The organism is Rhodobacteraceae bacterium D3-12 (genome assembly GCA_025916135.1).
Taxonomy (GTDB): Bacteria; Pseudomonadota; Alphaproteobacteria; order Rhodobacterales; family Rhodobacteraceae; genus JAKGBX01.
The window spans coordinates 2,173,442-2,195,680 of sequence record CP104793.1; the positions used below are offsets into that span (position 1 = coordinate 2,173,442).

A 22,239-nucleotide genomic window follows, 5' to 3' on the forward strand; every position below is an offset into this window, starting at 1 on the left:
AAGCGGATCAGAGCGGGCGCACTTTCAGCTCCTCGATCCGGTTGCCTTGGCGGGCCGTGACTTCGAAACGATAGCCGTGAAACGAGAACACCTGCCCCACCGAGGGGATCATCTGGGCTTCGTGCATCACAAGGCCGGCCACAGTGTTGGCATGTTCGTCGGGAAGGTTCCAATCGGTTGCGCGGTTTAGATCGCGAATTGTCATTACTCCGTCGACAAGGAGCTGACCATCCTCGGTTTTCCGCGCCTCATGTTCGGCATCGGGATCGAATTCGTCAGTGATTTCACCGACGATTTCCTCCAGAATATCTTCGAGCGTGATCAACCCCTGCAACACCCCGTATTCATCAACCACCAAGGCGAAATGCGTGCGGCGGCGTAAAAACTGGCGCATCTGATCGTCGAGCGTGGTGGTTTCCGGCACGAAGTAAGGCTTCATTGCCACGTCGGTAATATTGAACCCAGTCAACCCATCGGGCGAAGAGTTGGGCCCAAACATGAGCTTGTGCATCGCCCGCAACAGATCTTTTGCGTGGATCACGCCGACAATATTATCGGTATCCCCTTTGTAGACGGGCAGCCGGGTGTGGTTGCTCTCAAGACATTGGGCCAAGATCGCTTCGGCGTCGCTTTCGGCGTCGATCATCTCGATCCCGGAGCGATGGAGCATGATTTCTTCGACTGCCCGGTCACCGAGATCGAGCGCCCCGAGAATGCGGTCGCGGTCTTCTTTTTCCACCACCCCTTCGGAATGGCCCAATTGCAGCGCGCCTGCGATCTCTTCTCGCACAGCCAGGATGTGGCTGTCCGGGTCGGCCTTTACGCCAAAAATGCGCAGCATCCCGCGAACCAACCAACGCACCGCTTCGACGATCGGTGCAAACACTAGCACGACAATCTGGATCGGGCGCGACACCAGACTTGCCGCCGCTTCGGAATTGGTGATGGCGTAGGTTTTTGGCAGCACTTCGGCGAAAATCAAAACAAGCAACGTCATCACCAAAGTCGCCAATGCCACGCCGCCTTCACCAAACAAGCGCGAGAACAAAGCCGTGGCCAATGATGTGGCCAAAATGTTTACCAAGTTATTACCCAAGAGAACCGAACCGATCAGGCGCTCGTTGTCTTCGGTCACTTGCAACGCCCGCGCAGCCCCGCGCGAACCTTTGTCGGCCTGACTGCGCAATTTACCGCGAGAGGCCGCCGTGAGGGCCGTTTCGCTACCGGAAAAGAAGCCTGACAGGATCAGCAGAAAGAAGATCGCAGCAGAGGTGATCCAGAACGCGCCATCAAGCAGCGTAGAAGAAGAGTCCATTGTAAAGTCGGTATCCGTTGCAGAGGTAGTCTGGTTATGGGCATGCGCCGCGCCGCAATCAAGGGTTTGCGCTTAGGAGCGTCCGCTCTGATCCTTGGTTGTGGCCAATGGGTGATGTTCCAGCACCAGCTCCTTGAGCCGCTCATCAAGCACATGAGTGTAGATTTCGGTAGTCGCCACATCAGCGTGGCCAAGCATCACCTGGATCGAGCGGAGATCGGCCCCGCCAGCCAGAAGATGGGTGGCAAACGCGTGGCGCAGGGTATGCGGAGTCACCTTGGCAGGGCTGATGCCGCCGGTCACGGCAAGCTCTTTGAGCAGCAGATAAAAGCCGGTGCGTGTCAGGTGCCCGCTTTTGCCGCGCGAGGGGAACAGGAAGCGCGACACTGGCTTGCCGCTCTTGCGCTTGTTATCTTGGGCGGCATCCCACGCTATCAGCCATTCGGACAGCGCGCTTCGCGCGGGTGGCGAAAGCGGCACCATGCGTTCCTTGCCGCCCTTGCCATGCACCAGCAACATGCGTGGATCGCCGCGCGCCGCCATGACAGGAAGCGAGACAAGCTCGCTCACCCGCATGCCGGTGGCATAGAGCAATTCCATCAAACAGGTGTTGCGCAGGCGTTCTTGGTCGGTGCGCCCATATCTGCGAGCGGCAGCAAGCAGCGCATCAACCTCTTCGTGGCTAAGTGTTTTAGGCAGTCTTTTTGCGCGGCCCGGCCCTTTGATTTCAATGGCGGGATTGTCCTCTCGCAGGGCTTCTTCGAACGCAAAACGATAGAGTTGCTTGATCGCCGACAACTTGCGCGCACGGGTCGATTGGGCCAGCCCCTGTGCTTCGCAATCAATCAAATAGGCTTCGATATCCTCACGTCTGGCCGTTTCCAATGCACCAGCTTTGCCGGTCAACCAACCGCTGAAATCCACAAGATCGCGCCCATAGGCGAGAAGCGTATTTTCTGACGCGCCAAGCTCTGCTGATTGCGCATCAAGAAAGGGGGATATCCAGTTTGCCGACATGGTTAACCGCCCTGATTGAGCAGCATCAGCTGTAGGCCCGCACGACGCGCGGTATCTTCGAGTCCCATGGCGCGGAAGCCTTTGAGAGCGTTCTCGATATCCGTGAAATTCCCTTCCACACCACTGGAAAACAACGACATGGCTTGTAGGATCGCTTCGCCCAGCTTGCCTTGGGACACCGTCGGAGCGAGGGGTCTTGGCACCGTGTTGTCAGCGAACGCGCGCGCGATTGCACGGGCAAGAGGGTCCGATGTGGTGCCCAAGTGCGGCTCGCCCCGCGCGAGCGCCACGAGGAACCGCTCTTCGTCGTTGGCAGGCTTCATCCGGTTGGCGAATTTCTCGTATTCTGGCGAAAGCAGGCCAATGGCAAAAGCAAGCTCGCGCGCGGTTCCAGAAAGCGGCAAACGCGCAAGGCCCGCGCCGTAAAAGCGCGCGAAGGGCACTTCGAGGCTCACCGCCTGCATGGCGGCCCAGGCATCGGGCAAGGTTTTGGCGACCGCGCCCGGATCGCCCGATTGCATTGCGGTGTCGAACCTTTGAATGGCCTCGACCCGGTCCCATATGCCGCCAGACGCCGCGGGGTGGCGCTCGGTATAGATGGCAATCAACCGATTTTCCGACAATGCCCCTGTCCGGCTGAGCCGCTCTGCGGCTTTCAGTTCGGCCTTCCAACCCGCAGTGTCACGCAGATCCCCCATGGCGAAAGCACGCGGAAGAGAGGCCGTCGGAAGCGGCGTTCCGGCGGCTTCGAACAGGCGAAAAACCAGCGGTGAAACTTTGGCGGGCGGCGCGATTTCGATACCGTCTTCGATCAGTTCAGGATCGATGAACAGGCTGACAAGGTGATCTTCGACCGGCGTCATCAGCTTGAGCGCACGCGCCGTGTCAAGCATCAGAGCCGCCGCATTCCAATCGCCACCGCGCGCCGCGCAGAAAATCCGGGCTGCGGTGTCTTTTGAAAGAAACGGCTTTTTGTTCAGAATGTTACAGGCGGATTCTTCGGTGCCACTTAACAGGGTGAGATCGAACCAAAGCGCGAAAAGCGCCGGTGTTTCCGGGGACGCACGTTCCAGCATTGCCTGGGCCGGTTCGACCGCCCCCAAGTCAACCAGCTTGGAAACACGCGCTTTCAGCATCCGATGTCCCGGCCCCGCATCACCCGGCGGCTCGGCTTCGGCAAGAAGCAGCGTGTAGAGCAAAGATTGCATCGCCGGCAGGCCAAGCACGTCCTGCCGCTCCAGCGCCCGAACCAGATCCGCGCTTTGGCTGGCTTGCCAAAGCGACGCAGGCAACCCCGTGCTTGAAGACGGTAGCAGGCCCACAGCATCGCGTCCGGCCTCCTGCAGCGGTGTCACGGTGACATCCGGCACGATGGCGCTTTGGGTGACGGGAGGTTCGGGTTTGTCCGGTGTTTTAGGCACAATCCGGCTGGTCACCGGCACCGGGTTGTTCAGCCATTCGATGGCGGAAAGCGGCTGTTGCGCCGAGACAAAACCCGGCAGTATCAACGCAGCGATCAGGAAGTTAGCTCGCGTCCAGCTCAATGGTTACCCGAATCTCCTGCTGTGGCGGCGAAAAATCTGCGCCGAAAAACGGCCCTATGTAAGCATAGCCCACCAACGCGATTACCGCAAGAATCGCGAGTATAAACAGCCACTTGATGATGCGCCCCATGTTCAACCTGCCCGTTTCGTGTTTTCCTTTTGCCAACTTATAACTGGCCTTTTTGGCAAGATCACGTCATTCAGGCTCTGGCGTTTCATTTTGGCAGGGGAACGCCGACCTTGGCGCAACAAGATCGCGGTGTAAATGGGCTGGAACGTGAAGAAAACGATCGTGATGGTCGGTATGATGGGCGCTGGCAAAACAGCCGTTGGCAAGGCCCTCGCCACCCGTTTGGACGTGCCATTCATGGATTCCGATATGGCGATTCAGGAAGCGGCCAACATGAGCATCGCCGAGATATTTGAACGCGACGGCGAGGCCTTTTTTCGCGCCAAAGAACGGCAGGTTTTGCAACGTCTTTTGGGGGCCGAGAGCAAGGGGGCCCTCTCCACCGGCGGCGGCGCGTTCCTTGCTGAGGACAACCGCGACATGATTTCCCAAAAGGGGGTTTCAGTCTGTTTGAGTGCTGATTTCGACCTCCTATGGAATCGCGTAAAACATAAGACAACCAGACCCTTACTGCGCACAGGTAATCCAAAACAGACGTTGGCAGATCTTTATCAAAAGCGCGCGCCAATTTATGCAATGGCGGACCTGTCAGTGGTAGCCAAACCGCATTACGCAATCGATGACATGGCGGACAAAGTGCTTGAGGCACTGCTCAACCGCCCTGACGTTCTGGAGCCCACAGAATGAGAGAACAAGTCCATGTCGACCTTGGCGCCCGCGCCTATGACATCGAAATCGGCCCCGGCTTGATTGCGCAATCGGGTGAGCGGATTGCGCCGCTTCTTGCGCGGCCTCGTGTGGCGGTGATCACCGATGAAACGGTCGCGAGCATTCATGCAGAAGCGCTGGACAAGGGATTGAAAAGCGGTGGAATTACAGCGTCTTACCTCTCTGTTCCGCCGGGCGAAGCCAGCAAATCTTGGGTCCAGCTTACCCGTGTTGTGGATTGGCTCCTTGACCAGCAAATCGAGCGCAACGACGTGGTCATCGCCTTTGGCGGCGGCGTTGTCGGCGATCTGGTGGGCTTTGCCGCGGCTATTTTGCGCCGCGGCGTTCGCTTTGTTCAGATGCCGACCACGCTTTTGGCGCAGGTCGACAGTTCGGTGGGTGGTAAAACCGGGATTAACGCCCCTCAGGGCAAGAACCTGATCGGAGCGTTCCATCAGCCGAGCCTCGTATTGGCCGATACCGATGTTCTGGGAACGCTCAAGAAGCGCGATTTTCTGGCGGGATACGGCGAAGTGGTCAAATATGGCCTCCTTGGAGATTACGATTTTTTTCAATGGCTTGAGGCAAATGGCCCCGCCCTTGCCAATGGCGACGTCACCGCCCGCATCTCTGCGATCAAACGCTCTTGCGAGATGAAGGCAGGTATCGTCACGCGTGACGAGGAAGAGCGCGGTGAACGGGCGCTTCTTAATCTAGGGCATACGTTTTGCCATTCTCTTGAGGCAGCGACCGGTTACTCGGACCGGCTTTTGCATGGCGAGGGCGTGGCGATCGGCTGCGCGCTTGCCTTCGAAGTTTCGGCACGCATGGGGCTCTGCCCGCAAGAGGACCCAAGCCGCGTTCGCGCGCATCTGAACAACATGAAGATGAAGACCGATCTATCTGATATAGAAGGTGATTTACCCAATGCGGATGGCCTCGTCTCGCTCATGATGCAAGACAAAAAAGTGCGCGATGGGCGGATCAATTTCATCATGGCCCGCGGCATCGGCAAGGCGTTTGTGACACCAGATGTGGATCTTGAACTGGTTAAAACCGTGCTCAGCGACGCGCTCGCGGCCAAAGGTTAACGACCCAAATTCACCAAATTCAGGTGTATGACTCCCGGCTGACATCCGGCTGCCGTTTTTGCGCGACTCACCCATTCGCCAAAAGTTAACAGAGCGCCCCTTCCCCTTCATCTGACTGAAAATATCCCGGGGGGTCCGGGGGCTGGCCCCCCGGCTCTGTCCCCATATCCGACAGCGCCGCCACCGCTTGCCCCTTCCGCTGGATATACATTATCTACCGCGTCAGGGTCTGAGTGTGAGGGTGCGATGCGCGGTTTGGTTTTTGGGGTTGTTGCGATGCTGTCTTGCGCTGGCACGGCTGAGGCCGGTTGGCTGGACTGGATGGGTCAGGGAAACCAGCCAGAGAAGATCGCCTGTGCCCCGACGGAGCGCGCGTGTTTGATCACGGCTGCGCTGGAAAACCGGATCATTGCTTTTCACGACCGCGAACATGACATGCAAATCTCGCGTATTGGCGAGCAGATCGGGGAGTTGGCGGCTTTGGCCTCGCCTAAGACGCGCAAGGCGATCGAGGCTCGACTGGACGAAATCACACCATCCACGAAGATCAAGGCGGCTTACCGCGAGGCCTTGGGCAAGCGACTGAACGCAAGCGGCATTACTTTGGAGGCACTGCGCAACGCCATAGCGACGGGCAAGACGCCGGACGGTCGCAAGATGAGTGACTATACGCTTGCCGGTTTTCGACAGGCGTTGCGCCGGGGCGAAGGCGCCGCCGCGCGCCAGCTTTGGTTTGACAGCGTTCGCACGCTTTGGAAAACCAGCCCGGGCGCGCTTCAACTGATGCAGAGAGACGCGGCGCGTCACGATGTTGATCTGCTTAGGGCCTATCACGACGCGTTCTTTTTCAGCGGCACGCGGCGACAAGTGATGTGGCGCGACATGTCGCTTGTCGCCCAGACCCATTGTCTGAACGGAGACATGGACAAAGGCAGGCGCGTTCTTGGGCTTCTGCGCGACCAATTCTCGCGCCGGGCCCCCAAGGATCAGGTGATCCGCCTTTATGCAGAGACCGAATTCATGGCGCCGGTGCTGTATTGTCAGGGCGAAGATGCGGCGATGGCGTTCCTTGGCCAGCTCGAGACAAAAATGGCGCCCGCCTATGTTTACTTGCGCGAAAAATACCCGGGCGAGCGAGAACAGTCCTTTGTTCTGACTGCCGCGCGGGACACGATTGCGTTGCGCAGCTATGAGGTTCTGGCGCGGTATTTGTTGGAACAAAACCGCACAGACGAAGCGAAAACAGCCTTTGAAAAGGGCAAGCGCTCGCATCTTGTCATGGGGTTTGTGACCGGGGCGGATGGCAAAACCAAGCCTCAGACGACGAGCGAACGCACCAGTTGGGAGGACTTCCAGCGCTATTTCAAAGAAGATCGTTATCGCTATTCCTTGTCGTCCAAGCTGGCTTTGACTCATTTCCTGACAGAGTTCACCCCCGATTACACGCGCAGCTACCCGCTCAACCAAAAGCTTGAAACCTATTCAGAACACGCCGAGGCGCTTTGGCCATCCGAGATCAGCCAGAAAGCGGTGGCAATGATCATGCAGATCGAGCGTGAAATCGCCCGGCGTGATCCCAAGCGCCTTGCCTATCCCGACCATATGATGTTGGAGATCGCCGGATGGCGGCAGCCCGCCGCCTGTCGGTTAAGCGAGAGCAGCCTTGCAGGCGTGATCGCGCGGATGGCTGATTATGAGTTCAGCGATCAGCCCTTCATGGTCATCATTGCCATGCTGACATATCAGGATCGTATTGCCGCGGCCAAGTCCGACGACGGGCTGTGTGCGCTGGCGATGGTGGCCCAAGGGGACCTCTGACAGCGGCCCTGCCCTGTTGCGGCCCGGTGCTCTGCCCGTTCCCCTTATCCGCCCCCTCGTCCGCCTCCCCTGCCCGTCGCCGCAGCCTGCGCCCTCGCTTGCGCCAGCTTGCACGCTCCATGCGCATAAACGACCGATCATGTCGCAAAACGACATGCGCGGGAGCGATACGCCGGTGTTTCCTTGGAGCTATCCATGCCAAGGGAAGGACACCCCATGAAGACCACCACTCGCGTTTGCGTTATCGGCGGCGGCGTTGTCGGCTGCTCGGTGCTGTATCACCTGACCAAGCTGGGTTGGTCTGATGTCATGCTAGTTGAGCGATCCGAGCTGACCAGCGGTTCGACATGGCATGCGGCGGGCGGGTTTCACACGCTCAACGGCGACACGAATATGGCCGCGCTTCAGGGCTATACCATCCGGCTTTATCGCGAGTTGGAAGAGATCACCGGCATGTCCTGTGGGTTGCACCATGTTGGTGGCGTGACCCTTGCTGACAATCAGGACCGCATGGACATGATGTTGACCGAGCGGGCCAAGCACCGGTTCATGGGGCTTGAGACCGAGATTGTCGGCCCCGAAGAGATCAAGAGGATCGCCCCCGCCACCAACACCGAGGGGTTGATCGGCGGGCTTTATGATCCGCTTGACGGGCATCTTGACCCGTCGGGCACCACCCATGCCTATGCCAAGGCCGCGCGAATGGGCGGCGCCACGATCGAGACGCATTGCATGGTGAAAGAGACCAACCAGCGTGCCGATGGCACATGGGATGTTGTCACCGACAAGGGCACGATCCATGCCGAGCATGTGGTGAATGCCGGCGGTCTTTGGGCGCGTGAGGTCGGCGCCATGGCCGGGGTTTATTTCCCGCTGCACCCGATGGAGCACCAATACATCGTCACCGAAGAGGTGCCGATGATCCGCGAGATCATCGAGGGAGGAGGCGAGCATCCGCATGTGATTGACCCCGCCGGCGAAAGCTATTTGCGCCAAGAGGGCAAGGGGTTGTGCATCGGATTTTATGAGCAGCCCTGCCGCCCATGGGCCGTCAAAGGCACGCCGTGGACCTTTGGTCACGAGCTTTTGCCCGATGATTTCGACAAGATCGAAGCCAGCATCGAGTTCGCCTATAAGCGGTTTCCGACGCTGGCCGAAGTGGGCGTGAAATCGGTGATCCACGGTCCATTTACTTTTGCGCCCGATGGCAACCCCTTGGTCGGGCCGGTGCCGGGAATGCGCAACTATTGGTCCGCCTGTGCGGTCATGGCCGGGTTCAGCCAAGGCGGCGGTGTCGGCTTGATGCTGGCGCAGTGGATGGTCGACGGCGAATGCGAGCGCGACACATGGGCGATGGATTGCGCCCGTTTCGGCGATTGGATCACGCCGGGTTATACCCGCCCCAAGGTGGTCGAAAACTACCAGAAGCGGTTCTCGGTCTCCTACCCGAACGAGGAGCTGCCCGCCGCGCGCCCCTTCCGCCAGACGCCGATGTATGACGTGTTTGATTCTATGGGCGCGGTCTGGGGCGCGCAATACGGGCTGGAGGTGGTGAACTACTTCGCCCTACCCGGCGAGGCGCGGTTTGAAACCCCGTCCTTCCGCCGCTCCAACGCGTGGGAGGCGACCAAGCGCGAAGTCAAAGCCGTGCGCGCGGGCGTGGGCATCAACGAAGTGCAGAACTTCGGCAAATACCTTGTGACCGGTCCGGGCGCGCGCGCTTGGCTTGACCGGATCATGGCCGGGCGTGTGCCGCAGCCGGGGCGGCTGTCCCTGACGCCGATGCTGTCGCCCAAGGGGCGGTTGATCGGTGATTTCACCATCTCCTGCCTCAGCGATGACGCGTTCCAGCTTACTGCCAGCTATGGCGCGCAGGCCTATCACATGCGTTGGTTCGAGCGCCACGAGGCCGAAGGCGTCAAGGTCGAGAACATCTCGGATCGCCTGAACGGGTTCCAGATCGCTGGGCCAAAGGCGCGCGACGTCTTGCAGGCCTGCTGCCTTGAGGACGTGAGCGATATGCGCTTTCTCGACGTGCGCCACCTGACGGTCGGCATGGTCGATTGCCTTGTGCAGCGGGTCTCCTATACCGGCGATCTGGGGTTCGAGATCTACTGCGATCCGATGGCACAGCGCGCGCTTTGGGATGCGCTTTGGGGCGCGGGTGAACCGCTTGGCATGACGCCCTTCGGGATGCGGGCCATGATGTCGCTGCGGCTCGACAAGTTTTTCGGCGCTTGGCTCAGAGAGTTTTCGCCCGATTACACCGCCGCCGAAACCGGGTTGGACCGTTTTATCTCGTGGAAGAAAAACGTCGATTTCATTGGCCGCGCCGCCGCCGAGGCCGAGCGCCAAAGCGGCGCGGCGCGACAGCTTTGCGCGTTTGAGGTCGACGCCGAGGACGCCGATGTCGTCGCCTATGAGCCGATCTGGCACGCGGGCGAGGTGATCGGGTTTTGCACCTCGGGCGGCTATGCGCATCACAGCGAGAAAAGCATCGCCCTTGGGCTGATCCCGCGCGACAAGGCCAGCGATGGGCTGCAGGTCGAGATCGAGATCCTTGGTCAAATGCGCCCCGCCAGTTTGATCACCGCGCCGCTGTTTGACGCCGATGGAACGCGCATGCGTGGATAAACGCTTGCCCTGCCCCTTCATCTGACCCCAAATATCCCCGCCGGAGGCTCCCACAGATGCCACCGGCGGAGAGGCTGGATATGGCGCGCAACGTGGCAACAGATGACATTGCAATCCTGATCCCCGCCGCAGGCGCGTCTTCGCGCATGGGCGGGCGCGACAAGCTGTTGGAACAGGTGGACGGCACCCCGCTTTTGGCGCGACAGGTGGCACGGGCCTTGGCCACGGGGGCAGAGGTTTTGGTCACCGTCTCGCAGGACCACCCGGCGCGCAAGGCGGCGTTAGCTCCGCTCGCTTCTGCACGGCTGCATCTCTGCGAGATTGACGGGCGCGAGGGCATGGCCGTCTCGCTGCGCGAGGGCGCGGCTTGGGCCATCGAGCGCGGGTTGAGCGCGTTGATGGTGGTTCTGGCGGATATGCCCGAGCTTGAGACCGAGGATTTCACCGCCCTGCTTGACGCCGCCACAGAAGCGCCCGGCAGTGTGATACGCGCAGCCAGCGCGACGGGCGTGGCCGGGCATCCGGTGATTATTCCGCAGCGACTGTTTGAAGGTCTGCGATCGGTGACAGGCGACGCTGGCGCGCGCGGGGTGCTTCAGGGCGAGCAGGTTCGGCTGACCCCCCGGAGCGGCAATCGTGCTGTCACCGATCTGGACACGCCCGAAGACTGGGCGCGGTGGCGGGCGGCGCGGCGTTAAGCGGCGCCTTGAGACTGGATCATGCAGGGTGGCAGGATGATTTCCTCAACCCCTTGAAAAACAAGGCTATCGGCGCCGTCACAAATGAAACCGGCGTCCGGCCCGCTCCATTTTATTTCAACCCGGCTGGTCAGTTGAGACAGGTCGATCACGCGATATTGCCGCGCATTTGCGCCGCCGATGATCATGTCTTCGCCCAAGCCAAGCCCACGCGGTTTTACGACCAGAACATCGGGTCGCGACACCATCTCGGCCTGCGGCTCGCGCGGGAGTGACGGGAAATCAAAGGTGGAGTGATCTAGGAACATGGGAGTCTTTTGCCTGTAATTTGTCGAGATTCTCCCGACTTGCCCCAATGTCCTCCAAACTTGTGGCGAATTTGGGATCGGACCGCGGGCAAATTGAGGCGAAAGGTAAACAAACTCTTAACCGCCAACGCAAAAGGGAAGAGGCGCAAACCTCTTCCCTTGGCCCGGATGTGAGAAGGGCCCTCACGGTCCGGGCAGCTGCATATTTCGCGTAAAACATGGATCGGACGGGGCGGTTGTCCGTGAGGCATCGCCCCGTCCTTGACTATGGACGTCTACGTCCTTTTTTGTCTGTCTGGCTCCGGTTTAGCGGACCAGCAGGCGTGCTTCGTGCTTTTTGAGGGCACGGCGCGCGGCGCTGTAGTCTTCGACACCTTCCGCCGTTTTCAGGTCGGGGAAGAGGGTGAGGATTTCGTCGCGTTGCGCGTTTTCCAGACCGCTGAGCACATTGGCACCCGGTTGGAAGCTTTCTGTCCATGCGCCATTCGAGAGCACCACTTCGTGCTGATCGAACATGAAGTGCACATAGCTCACGCCCAGCGTTCCGACTTCGTCCACACCCGGCAGGTCCGTCAGGTGTTTCGCGGCGGCCAGCACTTCGCGCTCTTCAAAGTAGAGCTGTGCCTTGTCGCCGGTCATCAGCATACGGTGCTGAGGCGAGACCAGGATGTCGTGCTCTGGCAGGTTATCGCCAAGCGCGCCTTTCTGGATCAGGATCGGGCGCAGATTTGGCATCCGGGCCAGTTCATGCCCGGTCAGAGCGCGGCGTCCGATCCAGCGGATCTCTTGGATGCCGTTGTCGCGGGTGATGATCTTGTCACCTTCGTTCAGCTCTTCGACCATACGCTCGCCCTTGGGCGTCGCGATTGCGGTGCCGGGGGTAAAGCAAGGCACGACATTCTCGATCTCGGTGAAGACCAGCGATCCGGCGTCATTATCGTCGGCGTCGAAATAGTTAACGATACCGTCCTGTTGGTCGGCAGAGGTATAGGTGATTTCGAAGCGTCCGCCGGTGGGGGCCGAGCCTGCGAGGTTGAGCGTGTCGTAATCCTCGGGGCCATCGTCGACCGGACCATCGCCACCGTCGATGATGTCGCCAGCATTGACGTTCGAGAACGTATCCATGCCGTCGCCACCAAGCAGCGTGTCATCGCCGGCACCGCCATCGATCGAGTCATTGCCCTCTTCGCCTTCGATCACGTCATCGCCGTCACCGCCGAGCAGCGTATCGTCGCCGGTGCCGCCCTGAAGCGCATCGTCGTCGATGCCACCGTCGATGAGGTCATCCCCGGCACCGCCAACGAGCGTGTCGTCGTCGTCTTCGCCAAAGATCGTGTCGTTGCCCTCGCCGCCATCGACAAAGTCGAGACCGTTGGTCGGGACCGGATCGGTTTCGTCGGGTTCTTGACCCCAGAGCAGGTTGCTGTCGCCAGCATTGATCCAGTCGTCGCCGGCACCACCAAAGATGGTGTCGGAGCCGTGGCCACCAATGATCGAGTCATCGTCCTCGTTGCCTTCGACATAGTCATCGTCGATCCCGGCGTGGATGGTATCCATGCCTGTGCCGCCGAAGATGACGTCGGCATCGTCGCCGGTCATGATCGAGTCGTTGCCGGCGCCGCCGTCAACGGTGTCCATACCGTCGGTCGGGTTCGGATCGCTGGTGATGCTGCCGATCGGCAGGTTGGGATCGTCGCCAACATAGTCGGAGAAGGTGTCGACACCGACAAGGATCGTGTCGTCCCCTGCCCCGCCTTCGACATCATCCGAGCCTTGCGGGTCAGTGATGAGGTCGTCGCCATCGCCGCCCAGCACAACATCGTCGTCAATGCCGGGGTTGATTGTGTCGTCGCCTGCGCCGCCTTCGATCGTGTCGCTGTCATCGCCGGTGGAGATGTCGTCATTGCCGTCACCGCCATCGACATAGTCGAGATCGTCGCCGGGTGTGGCATCAACCGGCACACCGGGAAGGGTTGGCACGTCGATTGCCGGGGTGTTGCCGGATGTGTCGATCACATCGTCGTCGTCACCGCCAAAGGCCGTATCGTTGCCGTCACCGCCAAATAGCGTGTCGGAACCTTCGTTGCCGTAGAGCACGTCATCGCCTTCTTCGCCGATAACGATGTCGTCGCCTTCTTCGCCGTAGAGCACATCGTCGCCCTCGCCGCCGTTGACATCATCGTCGCCTTCACCGGCAAGCACGGTGTCGTCGCCGCCGTTGGCCTGAACAGTGTCCTGCTGCGGCGGGTTGCCGGGCATGTTGTCCATGTTGTCGATCATGTCGCCATCCGGGTCGCCGGTATAGTTCACGTCGATATAGTCGTCCCCTTCATCACCTTCGACGATGTAGTTGGGTGGAGTGGCATCGCCCACGGTGACAGTCACAGTCGCAGTATCGGTCGCGCCGTTGTCGTCGGTGATCGTGTAGGTGAAGGTGTCCGTGCCGGTGAAGCCCGCTTCGGGGGTGTAGACCGGGTTGCCCGAGGTCGGGTCAATTGCAACGGTGCCGTTGGTGCCATCGGTTGTGTCGGTCACGGTGAAGCCGTCGCCTTCGGGGTCGGTGTCGTTGGCGAGAACCGCCACTTCAACCGGATCGCCCGCATCGGTGCTGGCCGTGTCATCCACCGCGTCAACCGAGTTCGGCTCGCCCACGGTCACAGTCACAGTCGCGGTATCCGTCGCGCCGTTGTCGTCGGTGATCGTGTAGGTGAATGTGTCCGTGCCGGTGAAACCCGCTTCGGGGGTGTAGACCGGGTTGCCCGAGGTCGGGTCAATTGCAACGGTGCCGTTGGTGCCGTCGGTTGTATCGGTCACGGTGAAGCCGTCGCCTTCGGGGTCGGTGTCGTTGGCGAGAACCGCCACTTCAACCGGATCGCCCGCATCGGTGCTGGCCGTGTCATCCACCGCGTCAACCGAGTTCGGCTCGCCCACGGTCACAGTCACAGTCGCGGTATCCGTCGCGCCGTTGTCGTCAGTGATCGTGTAGGTGAATGTGTCCGTGCCGGTGAAACCCGCTTCGGGGGTGTAGACCGGGTTGCCCGAGGTCGGGTCAATTGCAACGGTGCCGTTGGTGCCGTCGGTTGTATCGGTCACGGTGAAGCCGTCGCCTTCGGGGTCGGTGTCGTTGGCGAGAACCGCCACTTCAACCGGATCGCCCGCATCGGTGCTGGCAGTGTCATCCACAGCGTCAACCGAGTTCGGCTCGTCCACGGTCACAGTCACGGTCGCCGTGTCAGTCGCGCCGTTGTCGTCAGTGATCGTGTAGGTGAATGTGTCCGTGCCGGTGAAGCCCGCTTCGGGGGTGTAGACCGGGTTGCCCGAGGTCGGGTCAATTGCAACGGTGCCGTTGGTGCCCTCGGTTGTGTCGGTCACGGTGAAGCCGTCGCCTTCGGGGTCGGTGTCGTTGGCGAGAACCGCCACTTCAACCGGATCGCCCGCGTCGGTGCTGGCCGTGTCATCCACTGCGTCAACCGAGTTCGGCTCGTCCACTGTTACAGTCACGGTCGCCGTGTCGGTTGCGCCGTTGTCGTCGGTGATCGTGTAAGTGAACGTGTCCGTGCCGGTGAAGCCAGCTTCGGGCGTGTAGACCGGGTTGCCCGAGGTTGGGTCAATTGCAACGGTACCGTTGGTGCCGTCGGTTGTGTCGGTCACGGTGAAGCCGTCGCCTTCGGGGTCGGTGTCGTTGGCGAGAACCGCCACTTCAACCGGATCGCCCGCGTCGGTGCTGGCCGTGTCATCCACAGCGTCAACCGAGTTCGGCTCGTCCACGGTGACAGTCACAGTCGCGGTATCGGTCGCGCCGTTGTCGTCAGTGATCGTGTAGGTGAACGTGTCCGTGCCGGTGAAGCCAGCTTCGGGCGTGTAGACCGGGTTGCCCGAGGTCGGGTCAATTGCAACGGTGCCGTTGGTGCCGTCGGTTGTGTCGGTCACGGTGAAGCCGTCGCCTTCGGGGTCGGTGTCGTTGGCGAGAACCGCCACTTCAACCGGATCGCCCGCATCGGTGCTGGCCGTGTCATCCACTGCGTCAACCGAGTTTGGCTCGTCCACTGTTACAGTCACGGTCGCCGTGTCGGTGTTTCCGTCCGGATCCGCGACCGTATAGGTGAAGGTGTCGGTGCCGGTGAAGCCTGCGTCGGGCGTGTAGAGCGGGTTACCGGTGGTCGGGTCGATGGTGACGCTGCCGTTGGTGCCGTCTGTCGTTTCCGTGATGGTCAGGGTTTGATCTTGCGGATCGGTGTCATTGGCCAGAACGTCAACCACAACAGGCGAAAGCGTGTCGGTTTCGGCTGTGTCGTCCATTGCGTCCGGGTCTTCGGGCATGGCTTCGGTGGTCGAGAAGTGGATGTCGGAGACAAGCACGCGCTGGTCGCCTTCGCCGCCGTTTTCATAGTCGATCTCGATGCGCGACACGGGGCCATCAATGCTGACCAGGACCGAGCCTGCGCCGTCTGTCGGGCTGAGGCCTGTGGAGTCGCCTTCAACGCCGTTGGGGCCGTCTGCTGTGGTGGCAGAGCCGAGGGTGAGCGAGACCGGAACTTCGTTGCCGTCGGCGTCGTAGCCACGCACGGACAGCATGTCGATGTGGTCACCGCTGACTTCGCCGGTGTCATCGGGGCCTGCGTCGATGTCATTGATGCGGAAGGTCACATTCTGGACCGCGTCGCCATATTGATCATCGGAAGCCGCAAAGTTGATCGTGGTGGTCGACGTGTCATCAACCCCGCCTTCGCCGCCTTCGCCAAAGAGCTTGAGGAAGGAGTTCGGATCGAAATCCTCACCTGCGCCGACATACCCATCGGCATTGAAGGTGAAGGCTTGGGCGCCTTCGTCTTCGACGTTGAAATCTACGGTGACTTCGACACCACCGGTGTCAACCGTCTGGGACGCACCAAAGTCGGTGCCATACGCACCAAAAAGTCCCCAATCAAGGATAAGATCAGCCATCGCTCAAGACCCTTTCAAGCTTTCCCGGTGCTACGTTCCGGGTTTTGGCCGCGTGCGCATAACAAGCGAGCACGCAAAAATACACATCAAGCGCAACGCACAAGTTCTTCTCTCGAAAAGGTAAAGCAGGTGGCAGACGCGGGGCGTCTCCGTGTGGCAGCTTTGGTGTGTCAAAGGTCCAGCAGCGGACCGGCAAACACACCCCTTTTCGCATCAAACCGATGCACTACAGTTCAGCGGCCGCCCCGTGGCCTATAGATGCGCCCCCCAGTTCGGGCACAGCTCTTCATAGCCGTGCTGCCGTCTGGGACAAACCCAAATTTGACGGGAAAAAGGCGGACAAGTTCCCCATTCGGCAATCCATCGCCACATTTCCGCCACAAACACACGCATGGGGTGTGTTATTGTTTCCTACTCGCTTAGCACGCAGATACGCACCCGGTGCTTTGTTTTCTTGATCGACGCGCAGGCAAGAGGCGGGGGCGTTAGGACAAGCGCCCTGCCCGACTGTTTCTTGGAGTGAAACAATAGAAGGCCGCTCAAAGTTGCCGAAAAAAAGGCACGAATGGTAAACAGACCCATTGAATTGATGACGCATCGAGCGCCAATCCGGGGAAAAGGTAGATATTGATTACATTTTTCGAGAAATATGGTGCGAATCGGGTACCAGATCGTGCCGAGATTAAGGCGCGAATGGGGCGGTTTGATTCGGCGGGCCGCGGCTAAGCGGCGATGACGCGACAGATAAACAGCGCCGCGCGGGTGCGCGACGCTGTTTGAGGCGTATTGTGGCGGTGGCTGTGAGAGCAAGCGCCGGCGTATCGGGTGGGCGTGTCAGGCGGGCATATCAGGCGAAGGTGATGCTGACCTCTCCGAAATCGGCGAAATCGGCATGGATGCGCGCACCGGAGGGGCATTCCACCGGGCGAATAAAGCTGCCCGAGAGGATGATCTGCCCCGGTTCGATGCTCTGCCCGTATTGCGCCATGCGCCGTGCCAGCCAGACGACGCTTTCGACCGGATCATTGAGCACGCCCGCACCGAGGCCGGTTTCTTCGACCTCGCCATTGCGGGTGGTGATCGCGCCGACCCAGCGGAGATCAACCGCGTCGGGGGCGTGTTTTGCAGCGCCGAGGACGACACCGGCGTTGGCGGCATTGTCGCTGATCGTGTCAAAGATCACGCGGGCCTGTCCGGTGGCGGGATCGACACGCTGAATGCGGGTATCGAGGATTTCGAGCGAGGGCGCGACATAATCGGTGGCGGCGAGCACATCGGCGCGGGTGACATCGGCGCCGCCGAGGGGGGCTTTCATCACAAAGGCAATTTCAGCCTCGATCCGGGGTTGGATGAAACGGCCCGCGGGCACGGTGGCGCCGTTTTCAAACAGCATGTCGTCAAACAGGATGCCGCTGTCGGGGATGTCGATGTTGAGCGCATATTGCATTGCCTTGGAGGTCAGGCCGATTTTCCAGCCGATGACCTTGCGCCCCTGCCCCGCCTTGGCGGCGGCAATGGCGTTCTGGATCGCATAGGCGTCATCCATCCCCATGTCGGGGTGGCGCAGGGTGAGCAAGCCGATTTGCGCGCCGGTCTGTTCTGCGCGCAGCAGGTCGGCGGCGGCTTGGGCGTGTTGTTCGGGGGTCATACGACTTCGTCCTCGATCGTGTTGCGCAGGGTGCCGATGCCGTTCACCTCGATTTCGACCACATCGCCGGGTTTGAGATATTGCGGCGGATCAAGGCGCGCGCCGGAGCCTGTGGGGGTGCCGGTGACGATGATGTCGCCCGGCTGTAGCGTCATGAAGGTCGAGATATATTCGATCTCGCGCCGGATGGGGTGCATCATGCGCGAGAGCACATCGTCCTGGCGGATCTCGCCGTTGACGCGGGTGATGATGCGGGCCTCGTCCAGCTGGGCCGGGTCGGTAAAGGGCACGAGCCACGGACCGATGGCGCCGGAGTTGTCCCAGTTCTTGCCTTGGGTCACGTTGAATTTCGCGTGGCGCACCCAATCGCGGATCGTGCCTTCGTTACAGAGGGTTATCGCGGCGATGTGGTCATAGGCGTCGGCTTGCGAAATGCGGCGTCCGCCCTTGCCGATGACGATCGCGACCTCGCCTTCGTAGTCGAGCGTGTGGTTTTCCGGCGGGCGGATCAGCGGGCGGTCATGGCCAGTGAAGCCGCTGGCAAAGCGCGGGAAGAGCGACATGTATTTGGGTTGCTCGGAGCCGTCTTTGTATTCGGCGTTGCGGTCGGGAAAGTTGACCCCGACGCAGAGGATACGGCGGGCGTTGGGCAGGACCATTTCGTATTGGAAATCGGTATGGGTGACGGGTTTATCCGCTGCCGCCGCGAGTTGGTCGAGGCCACCGGCCTGTACCGCATCAAGCAGCGTGGGCCATTGCGGGAAATCGGCGTTGAGGGCGATCATGCCCGCGTCGGTGACAGCGCCATAGAGAGTCTCGCCTTGCGACGAAAAGGTTGCGAAACGCATGTTCATGCCTCCTTGGGCAGTGTTGAAATCAAGGCTTAGGGTGCGATGATCGGGCTGGCTTCGATCTCGGAGTCTTTGGTGTCGACGCCGATGAATTTGCTGCCGTGTTTGAACCAGCTTTCCGGTGCGGGCGCGCCCCAGAGGGTTTGGCGTTGCGGGTCCTGAAGGTCCCATTTGATCGGTTCGAGATCGGGGTCAACGGTTTGATAATCCGAGCAATAAATCTCGATCCGGTGGCCATCAGGGTCAAGGATATAGAGGAAGAAGGCATTGGAGATGCCGTGCCGTCCGGGGCCGCGTTCGATGTTGGAGACATAGCCCGTTGTCGCCATCAGATCGAGCAGGTCGATGATGTTGAGCGGGGTCGGCACCCAGAAGGCAACGTGGTGCATTCGCGGGCCGGTGCCGTTGGTGAAGGCCATATCATGCACCCCACCCTTGCGGTGCATCCATGCGGCCCAGAGTTTCTTGCTAACTTCGTCCTCGGTGTATTCCGTCACCCGGAAGCCGAAGTCGCTGTAGAAGGCCACCGAGGCATCGACATCGTGGCTAAAGCAATTGAAGTGGTCGATCCTGAGCGGTTTCACCCCGCGATAGAGCGCGTATTTCTGATGGATCGGGTCGAGGCGGTCCATCTTGTGATAGAACTCGAGCGGGATGCCCATGTTATCGGAGGTCAGCAGCGTACGCCCCTGATACGCGCGTTCGACCCATTCTGTCGGGCGGCCCTTGGCGCGGAAATAGCTTTCGGCCTTGTCGAGATCGGCCTCGTCAAAGGTTTTGAAGCCCATGACTTCGACCGTGCCGGGGTGATCCGATTTTTGCAGGATGATGCAGTGATGGCCGCGCTCTTCCATGGCGCGCAGGTAGATGTGGCTGTCGCTTTCATCCGTTACCTGAAGGCCGAGGATGTCGGTGTAGAACGTCCGCGACGCGGCGAGATCCTTGACGTTCAGGCAAACGTGGCTGAGCCGGATGGTGTTGAAATCGGGATAGAGGTTTGGGGCGGGAATGGGCATCGCGGCCTCCTATTGAACGGGGAAAATGACGTTGGTCTGGCCGGTGCCAGAGGATGGGAAATAGTCGGTCACGACTTCGCATTTCGCATCATAGCTGTCCCAGCCGAGCGCGCCGTAAAGCATCGCCGTGTCGTGCATCGCGCCTTCGCCACAGCAATGTTCGGCGTATTCGGGCAGCATTTTGAGGAAGGTGGCGTGATCGCCGTTCTTCCACATCTCGAGCACATGCAGGTCCATTTGGCGGTTGAACTCGGAACTGATGGTGAAGGTGCCGTTGTTGGCGGCGTAATCCTTGTTCGGCCAGATTTTATGCGAGAGCGAGCCGGAGGCGACGAGCAGCACCTTGTTGTCAGACGCCTCGATCGCGGCGCGGATGGCTTCGCCGACGATGCGGCTTTCGTCGTGGTCATGCACGGTGCACCATGCGGCGACGGAGACGACCTTCATCTCGTGAGCGCGGCTCATGAAGCGCATCGGCACGAGCGAGCCATACTCAAGTTCGAGACTGTCGAGGTGATGCGCCAGCGTATAGGCCCCGCGATCGGTCGCTTCTTTGGCGATGGCATCGCCCAGCTCTGGGTTGCCCTCGTATTCATAGGGCATGTTCTGGATGAATTGCGGGAATTCATTCGAGGTGAACAGCCCCTCAAAGCGGCTGTTGGCGTTGATGTGAAAGCCCGCGTTGATGACCCAGTGGGTGTCGCAGATGACCACGGTATCGGCGCCCAGCTCCTTGGCGTGGCGGGCGATTTCGAAATGCCCGTCGATGGCGGCCTGACGTTTGCCTTTGACCGGGCCTTCCTGTTCGGACATCAGCATGGTCGGCACATGGGTGCATTTTGCGGCGAGGACGATCTCTCCCATCAGCTTGCTCCCTTGGTTGCGCTATCGCTTTGCGGCGTGAGCGCGCCCAGTTTGGTGATCTTGTGCTGACCGAGAGCGAAACCGATGTGTTTCTGCTCCATGTAGAATTCAAACGACCAATCGCCGCCGTCGCGCCCGATGCCGCTGGCTTTGACACCGCCGAAGGGGGTTGGCAGGTGGCGGACGTTTTCGGAGTTGACCCAGATCATCCCTGCTTCGAGCTTGTCCGTGAAGCGCAGGGCGCGGGTCAGATCGTTGGTCCAGACATAGCCCGTGAGCCCGTAGGGAATGTCATTGGCGATCTGAAGCGCTTCTTCTTCGGTGCTGAACGGGATCGAGGTCAGGACCGGGCCGAAGATCTCTTCCTGAGCGATGCGCATGTCGTTGGTGGCGCCGGTAAAGAGCGTGGGCCGCACGAAATAGCCCGCGTCGCCCACCGTAACGCCGCCCGCAGCGACGGTTGCGCCGTCTTCGCGGGCGATGTCGAAATAGCTGGTGACCTTGTTAAAGTGTTCTTCGGTCACAAGCGGGCCGATTTCGGTGGCCGGGTCAAGAGGGTGGCCGACCTTGATATTGTTGACCCGTTCGATGAGCTTCGCTTCAAACTCTTCGCGGATCGTGTCCTGCACCAGCAGGCGCGAAGACGAGGTGCAGCGTTCGCCGTTGATCGAGTAGATCATGAAGATCGCGGCATCGAGGGCGCGGTCGAGATCGGCGTCATCAAACACGATGACCGGGTTTTTGCCGCCAAGTTCCAGATGGTTACGCTTGAGCGTATCCGCGCCCTGTTTGGTGATCAGGCTGCCCGTGCGGCTTTCGCCGACAAAGGCGATGGCCTTGATCTTGGGGTGTTCGCAAAGCGCCTTGCCCGCGCCTTCGCCAAAGCCGTTGACGGTGTTGAGCACGCCCGGCGGCAAGCCCGCCTCTTCGGCGATTTCCACCAGCAAACGCGCCGTCAGCGGCGAGGCTTCGGCCGGTTTATGAACCACGGTGCAACCTGCGGCGAGCGCCGGGGCGATTTTCCAAGTGGAGAGCATGAACGGCGTGTTCCACGGGGTGATGACGCCAACCGGGCCAATCGGCACGCGTGTCGTGACATTCATCAGGGTCGGTGATTTCAGGTGCTGGCCATCGCGGGCCTGCACCACCTGATCGGCGAAATAACGGAAGTTTTCGGCCCCGCGCAGGGCGGCTTTGGACATGAACTTATAGGCTTGGCCCGTGTCCCAGCATTCGCAGAGCGCAATCTCTTCGGCGCGTGCTTCGATCCCTTCGGCAATGCGGATCAGGGACCTTTTTACGCGCGAGCGCGGGCATGTCGCGCCATGCGGCAAAGGCGTCATGGGCGGCATTGGCGGCGGCGTCGATGTCGCTGGCGTCGCCATGGGCCACATCGCAGATCACGCTATTGTCGACCGGGGAAGTTGATTGAAACACGCCAGCTGCGCCGGGCGTGTCCTGTCCGGCAATGCGGTTTTGGATGCCGGTTTTACGGAAGCGGCCAAGGTAGCCGTCGAGTTTTGCGATATTGTCGTCGAGCACAGTCATGTGGGGCCCTCCAAATGCACTTTTTCGGAGGCAGGCCCCGCGTGAAGCCAACACTTTCGGAGCCGCGCATTGGGTGAAAATGCGGTGGCGTCCTCTCCTCCTGAT

The 22,239-nt window shown here is 60.4% G+C and carries 15 protein-coding genes and 1 pseudogene; 5 read left to right on the plus strand and 11 right to left on the minus strand.

Features of this window, described 5'->3' with window-relative positions; translation table 11 throughout:
• Positions 1 to 7 precede the first annotated feature (7 nt).
• The 4 genes from N4R57_10685 to N4R57_10700 all read right to left on the minus strand — a co-directional run bounded on the left by N4R57_10685 (position 8) and on the right by N4R57_10700 (position 4,042).
• Positions 8 to 1,315, minus strand: a complete 1,308-nt coding sequence (locus N4R57_10685) for an HlyC/CorC family transporter (protein UYV39418.1) — start codon at positions 1,313 to 1,315, stop codon at positions 8 to 10.
• Positions 1,316 to 1,387: 72 nt separating this feature from the next.
• On the minus strand, positions 1,388 to 2,332 hold the full coding sequence (locus tag N4R57_10690) for a site-specific tyrosine recombinase XerD (GenBank protein UYV39419.1): 945 nt from the start codon (positions 2,330 to 2,332) through the stop codon (positions 1,388 to 1,390).
• A 2-nt stretch (positions 2,333 to 2,334) separates the two neighbouring features.
• Positions 2,335 to 3,876 (minus strand): hypothetical protein, encoded by a 1,542-nt coding sequence (locus N4R57_10695; protein UYV39420.1) that lies wholly within the window; start codon positions 3,874 to 3,876, stop codon positions 2,335 to 2,337.
• Positions 3,857 to 4,042 (minus strand): hypothetical protein, encoded by a 186-nt coding sequence (locus N4R57_10700; protein ID UYV39658.1) that lies wholly within the window; start codon positions 4,040 to 4,042, stop codon positions 3,857 to 3,859. Before N4R57_10700 ends, N4R57_10695 begins: the two co-directional genes overlap by 20 nt.
• A 99-nt stretch (positions 4,043 to 4,141) precedes the next feature.
• Here N4R57_10700 and N4R57_10705 point away from each other — a divergent pair, with 99 nt between their 5' ends.
• The 5 genes from N4R57_10705 (at position 4,142) to N4R57_10725 (ending at position 10,955) form a co-directional block, all read left to right on the plus strand.
• Positions 4,142 to 4,693 (plus strand): shikimate kinase, encoded by a 552-nt coding sequence (locus tag N4R57_10705; GenBank protein UYV39421.1) that lies wholly within the window; start codon positions 4,142 to 4,144, stop codon positions 4,691 to 4,693.
• Complete coding sequence (gene aroB / locus N4R57_10710) at positions 4,690 to 5,805, plus strand: 3-dehydroquinate synthase (GenBank protein UYV39422.1); 1,116 nt, start codon at positions 4,690 to 4,692, stop codon at positions 5,803 to 5,805. Before N4R57_10705 ends, aroB begins: the two co-directional genes overlap by 4 nt.
• Before the next feature lie 246 nt (positions 5,806 to 6,051).
• Positions 6,052 to 7,623, plus strand: a complete 1,572-nt coding sequence (locus tag N4R57_10715) for a hypothetical protein (GenBank protein ID UYV39423.1) — start codon at positions 6,052 to 6,054, stop codon at positions 7,621 to 7,623.
• Between the two features lie 216 nt (positions 7,624 to 7,839).
• Positions 7,840 to 10,257 (plus strand): FAD-dependent oxidoreductase, encoded by a 2,418-nt coding sequence (locus N4R57_10720; GenBank protein ID UYV39424.1) that lies wholly within the window; start codon positions 7,840 to 7,842, stop codon positions 10,255 to 10,257.
• 56 nt (positions 10,258 to 10,313) lie between these two features.
• Entirely contained in the window at positions 10,314 to 10,955 is a 642-nt protein-coding gene (locus N4R57_10725; protein UYV39425.1) for a nucleotidyltransferase family protein, read from the plus strand.
• Here the strand turns inward: N4R57_10725 and N4R57_10730 are convergent.
• The 7 genes and pseudogenes from N4R57_10730 to hpaE form a co-directional block, all read right to left on the minus strand.
• Entirely contained in the window at positions 10,952 to 11,263 is a 312-nt protein-coding gene (locus tag N4R57_10730) for a hypothetical protein (GenBank protein ID UYV39426.1), read from the minus strand. The genes N4R57_10725 and N4R57_10730 overlap by 4 nt on opposite strands.
• 306 nt (positions 11,264 to 11,569) lie before the next feature.
• On the minus strand, positions 11,570 to 16,207 hold the full coding sequence (locus N4R57_10735) for an Ig-like domain-containing protein (GenBank protein ID UYV39427.1): 4,638 nt from the start codon (positions 16,205 to 16,207) through the stop codon (positions 11,570 to 11,572).
• Between the two features lie 847 nt (positions 16,208 to 17,054).
• Positions 17,055 to 17,855: a 2-oxo-hepta-3-ene-1,7-dioic acid hydratase gene (gene hpaH / locus N4R57_10740; protein ID UYV39428.1), complete on the minus strand. Its 801-nt coding sequence runs from the start codon at positions 17,853 to 17,855 to the stop codon at positions 17,055 to 17,057.
• Positions 17,852 to 18,703, minus strand: a complete 852-nt coding sequence (locus N4R57_10745) for a fumarylacetoacetate hydrolase family protein (protein UYV39429.1) — start codon at positions 18,701 to 18,703, stop codon at positions 17,852 to 17,854. The genes hpaH and N4R57_10745 overlap by 4 nt, the downstream gene beginning before the upstream one ends.
• 35 nt (positions 18,704 to 18,738) lie before the next feature.
• On the minus strand, positions 18,739 to 19,722 hold the full coding sequence (hpaD, locus tag N4R57_10750) for a 3,4-dihydroxyphenylacetate 2,3-dioxygenase (GenBank protein ID UYV39430.1): 984 nt from the start codon (positions 19,720 to 19,722) through the stop codon (positions 18,739 to 18,741).
• A 9-nt stretch (positions 19,723 to 19,731) separates the two neighbouring features.
• Positions 19,732 to 20,586: a 3,4-dihydroxyphenylacetate 2,3-dioxygenase gene (hpaD, locus tag N4R57_10755; protein UYV39431.1), complete on the minus strand. Its 855-nt coding sequence runs from the start codon at positions 20,584 to 20,586 to the stop codon at positions 19,732 to 19,734.
• A pseudogene (gene hpaE / locus N4R57_10760) lies at positions 20,586 to 22,134 on the minus strand (5-carboxymethyl-2-hydroxymuconate semialdehyde dehydrogenase). The gene hpaD (N4R57_10755) and the pseudogene hpaE overlap by 1 nt, the downstream one beginning before the upstream one ends.
• Positions 22,135 to 22,239 lie beyond the last annotated feature (105 nt).

Bases quoted from the DNA above. Each gene is read 5' to 3' on its own strand.
- N4R57_10735 (UYV39427.1), bottom strand. From the start codon at position 16,207: ATGGCTGATCTTATCCTTGATTGGGGACTTTTTGGTGCGTATGGCACC.
- N4R57_10720 (UYV39424.1), top strand. From the start codon at position 7,840: ATGAAGACCACCACTCGCGTTTGCGTTATCGGCGGCGGCGTTGTCGGC.
- hpaD (UYV39430.1), bottom strand. From the start codon at position 19,722: ATGCCCATTCCCGCCCCAAACCTCTATCCCGATTTCAACACCATCCGG.
- aroB (UYV39422.1), top strand. From the start codon at position 4,690: ATGAGAGAACAAGTCCATGTCGACCTTGGCGCCCGCGCCTATGACATC.
- N4R57_10705 (UYV39421.1), top strand. From the start codon at position 4,142: ATGGGCTGGAACGTGAAGAAAACGATCGTGATGGTCGGTATGATGGGC.
- N4R57_10715 (UYV39423.1), top strand. From the start codon at position 6,052: ATGCGCGGTTTGGTTTTTGGGGTTGTTGCGATGCTGTCTTGCGCTGGC.
- N4R57_10730 (UYV39426.1), bottom strand. From the start codon at position 11,263: ATGTTCCTAGATCACTCCACCTTTGATTTCCCGTCACTCCCGCGCGAG.
- hpaD (UYV39431.1), bottom strand. From the start codon at position 20,586: ATGGGAGAGATCGTCCTCGCCGCAAAATGCACCCATGTGCCGACCATG.
- N4R57_10745 (UYV39429.1), bottom strand. From the start codon at position 18,703: ATGCGTTTCGCAACCTTTTCGTCGCAAGGCGAGACTCTCTATGGCGCT.
- N4R57_10690 (UYV39419.1), bottom strand. From the start codon at position 2,332: ATGTCGGCAAACTGGATATCCCCCTTTCTTGATGCGCAATCAGCAGAG.
- N4R57_10685 (UYV39418.1), bottom strand. From the start codon at position 1,315: ATGGACTCTTCTTCTACGCTGCTTGATGGCGCGTTCTGGATCACCTCT.
- N4R57_10725 (UYV39425.1), top strand. From the start codon at position 10,314: ATGCCACCGGCGGAGAGGCTGGATATGGCGCGCAACGTGGCAACAGAT.
- hpaH (UYV39428.1), bottom strand. From the start codon at position 17,855: ATGACCCCCGAACAACACGCCCAAGCCGCCGCCGACCTGCTGCGCGCA.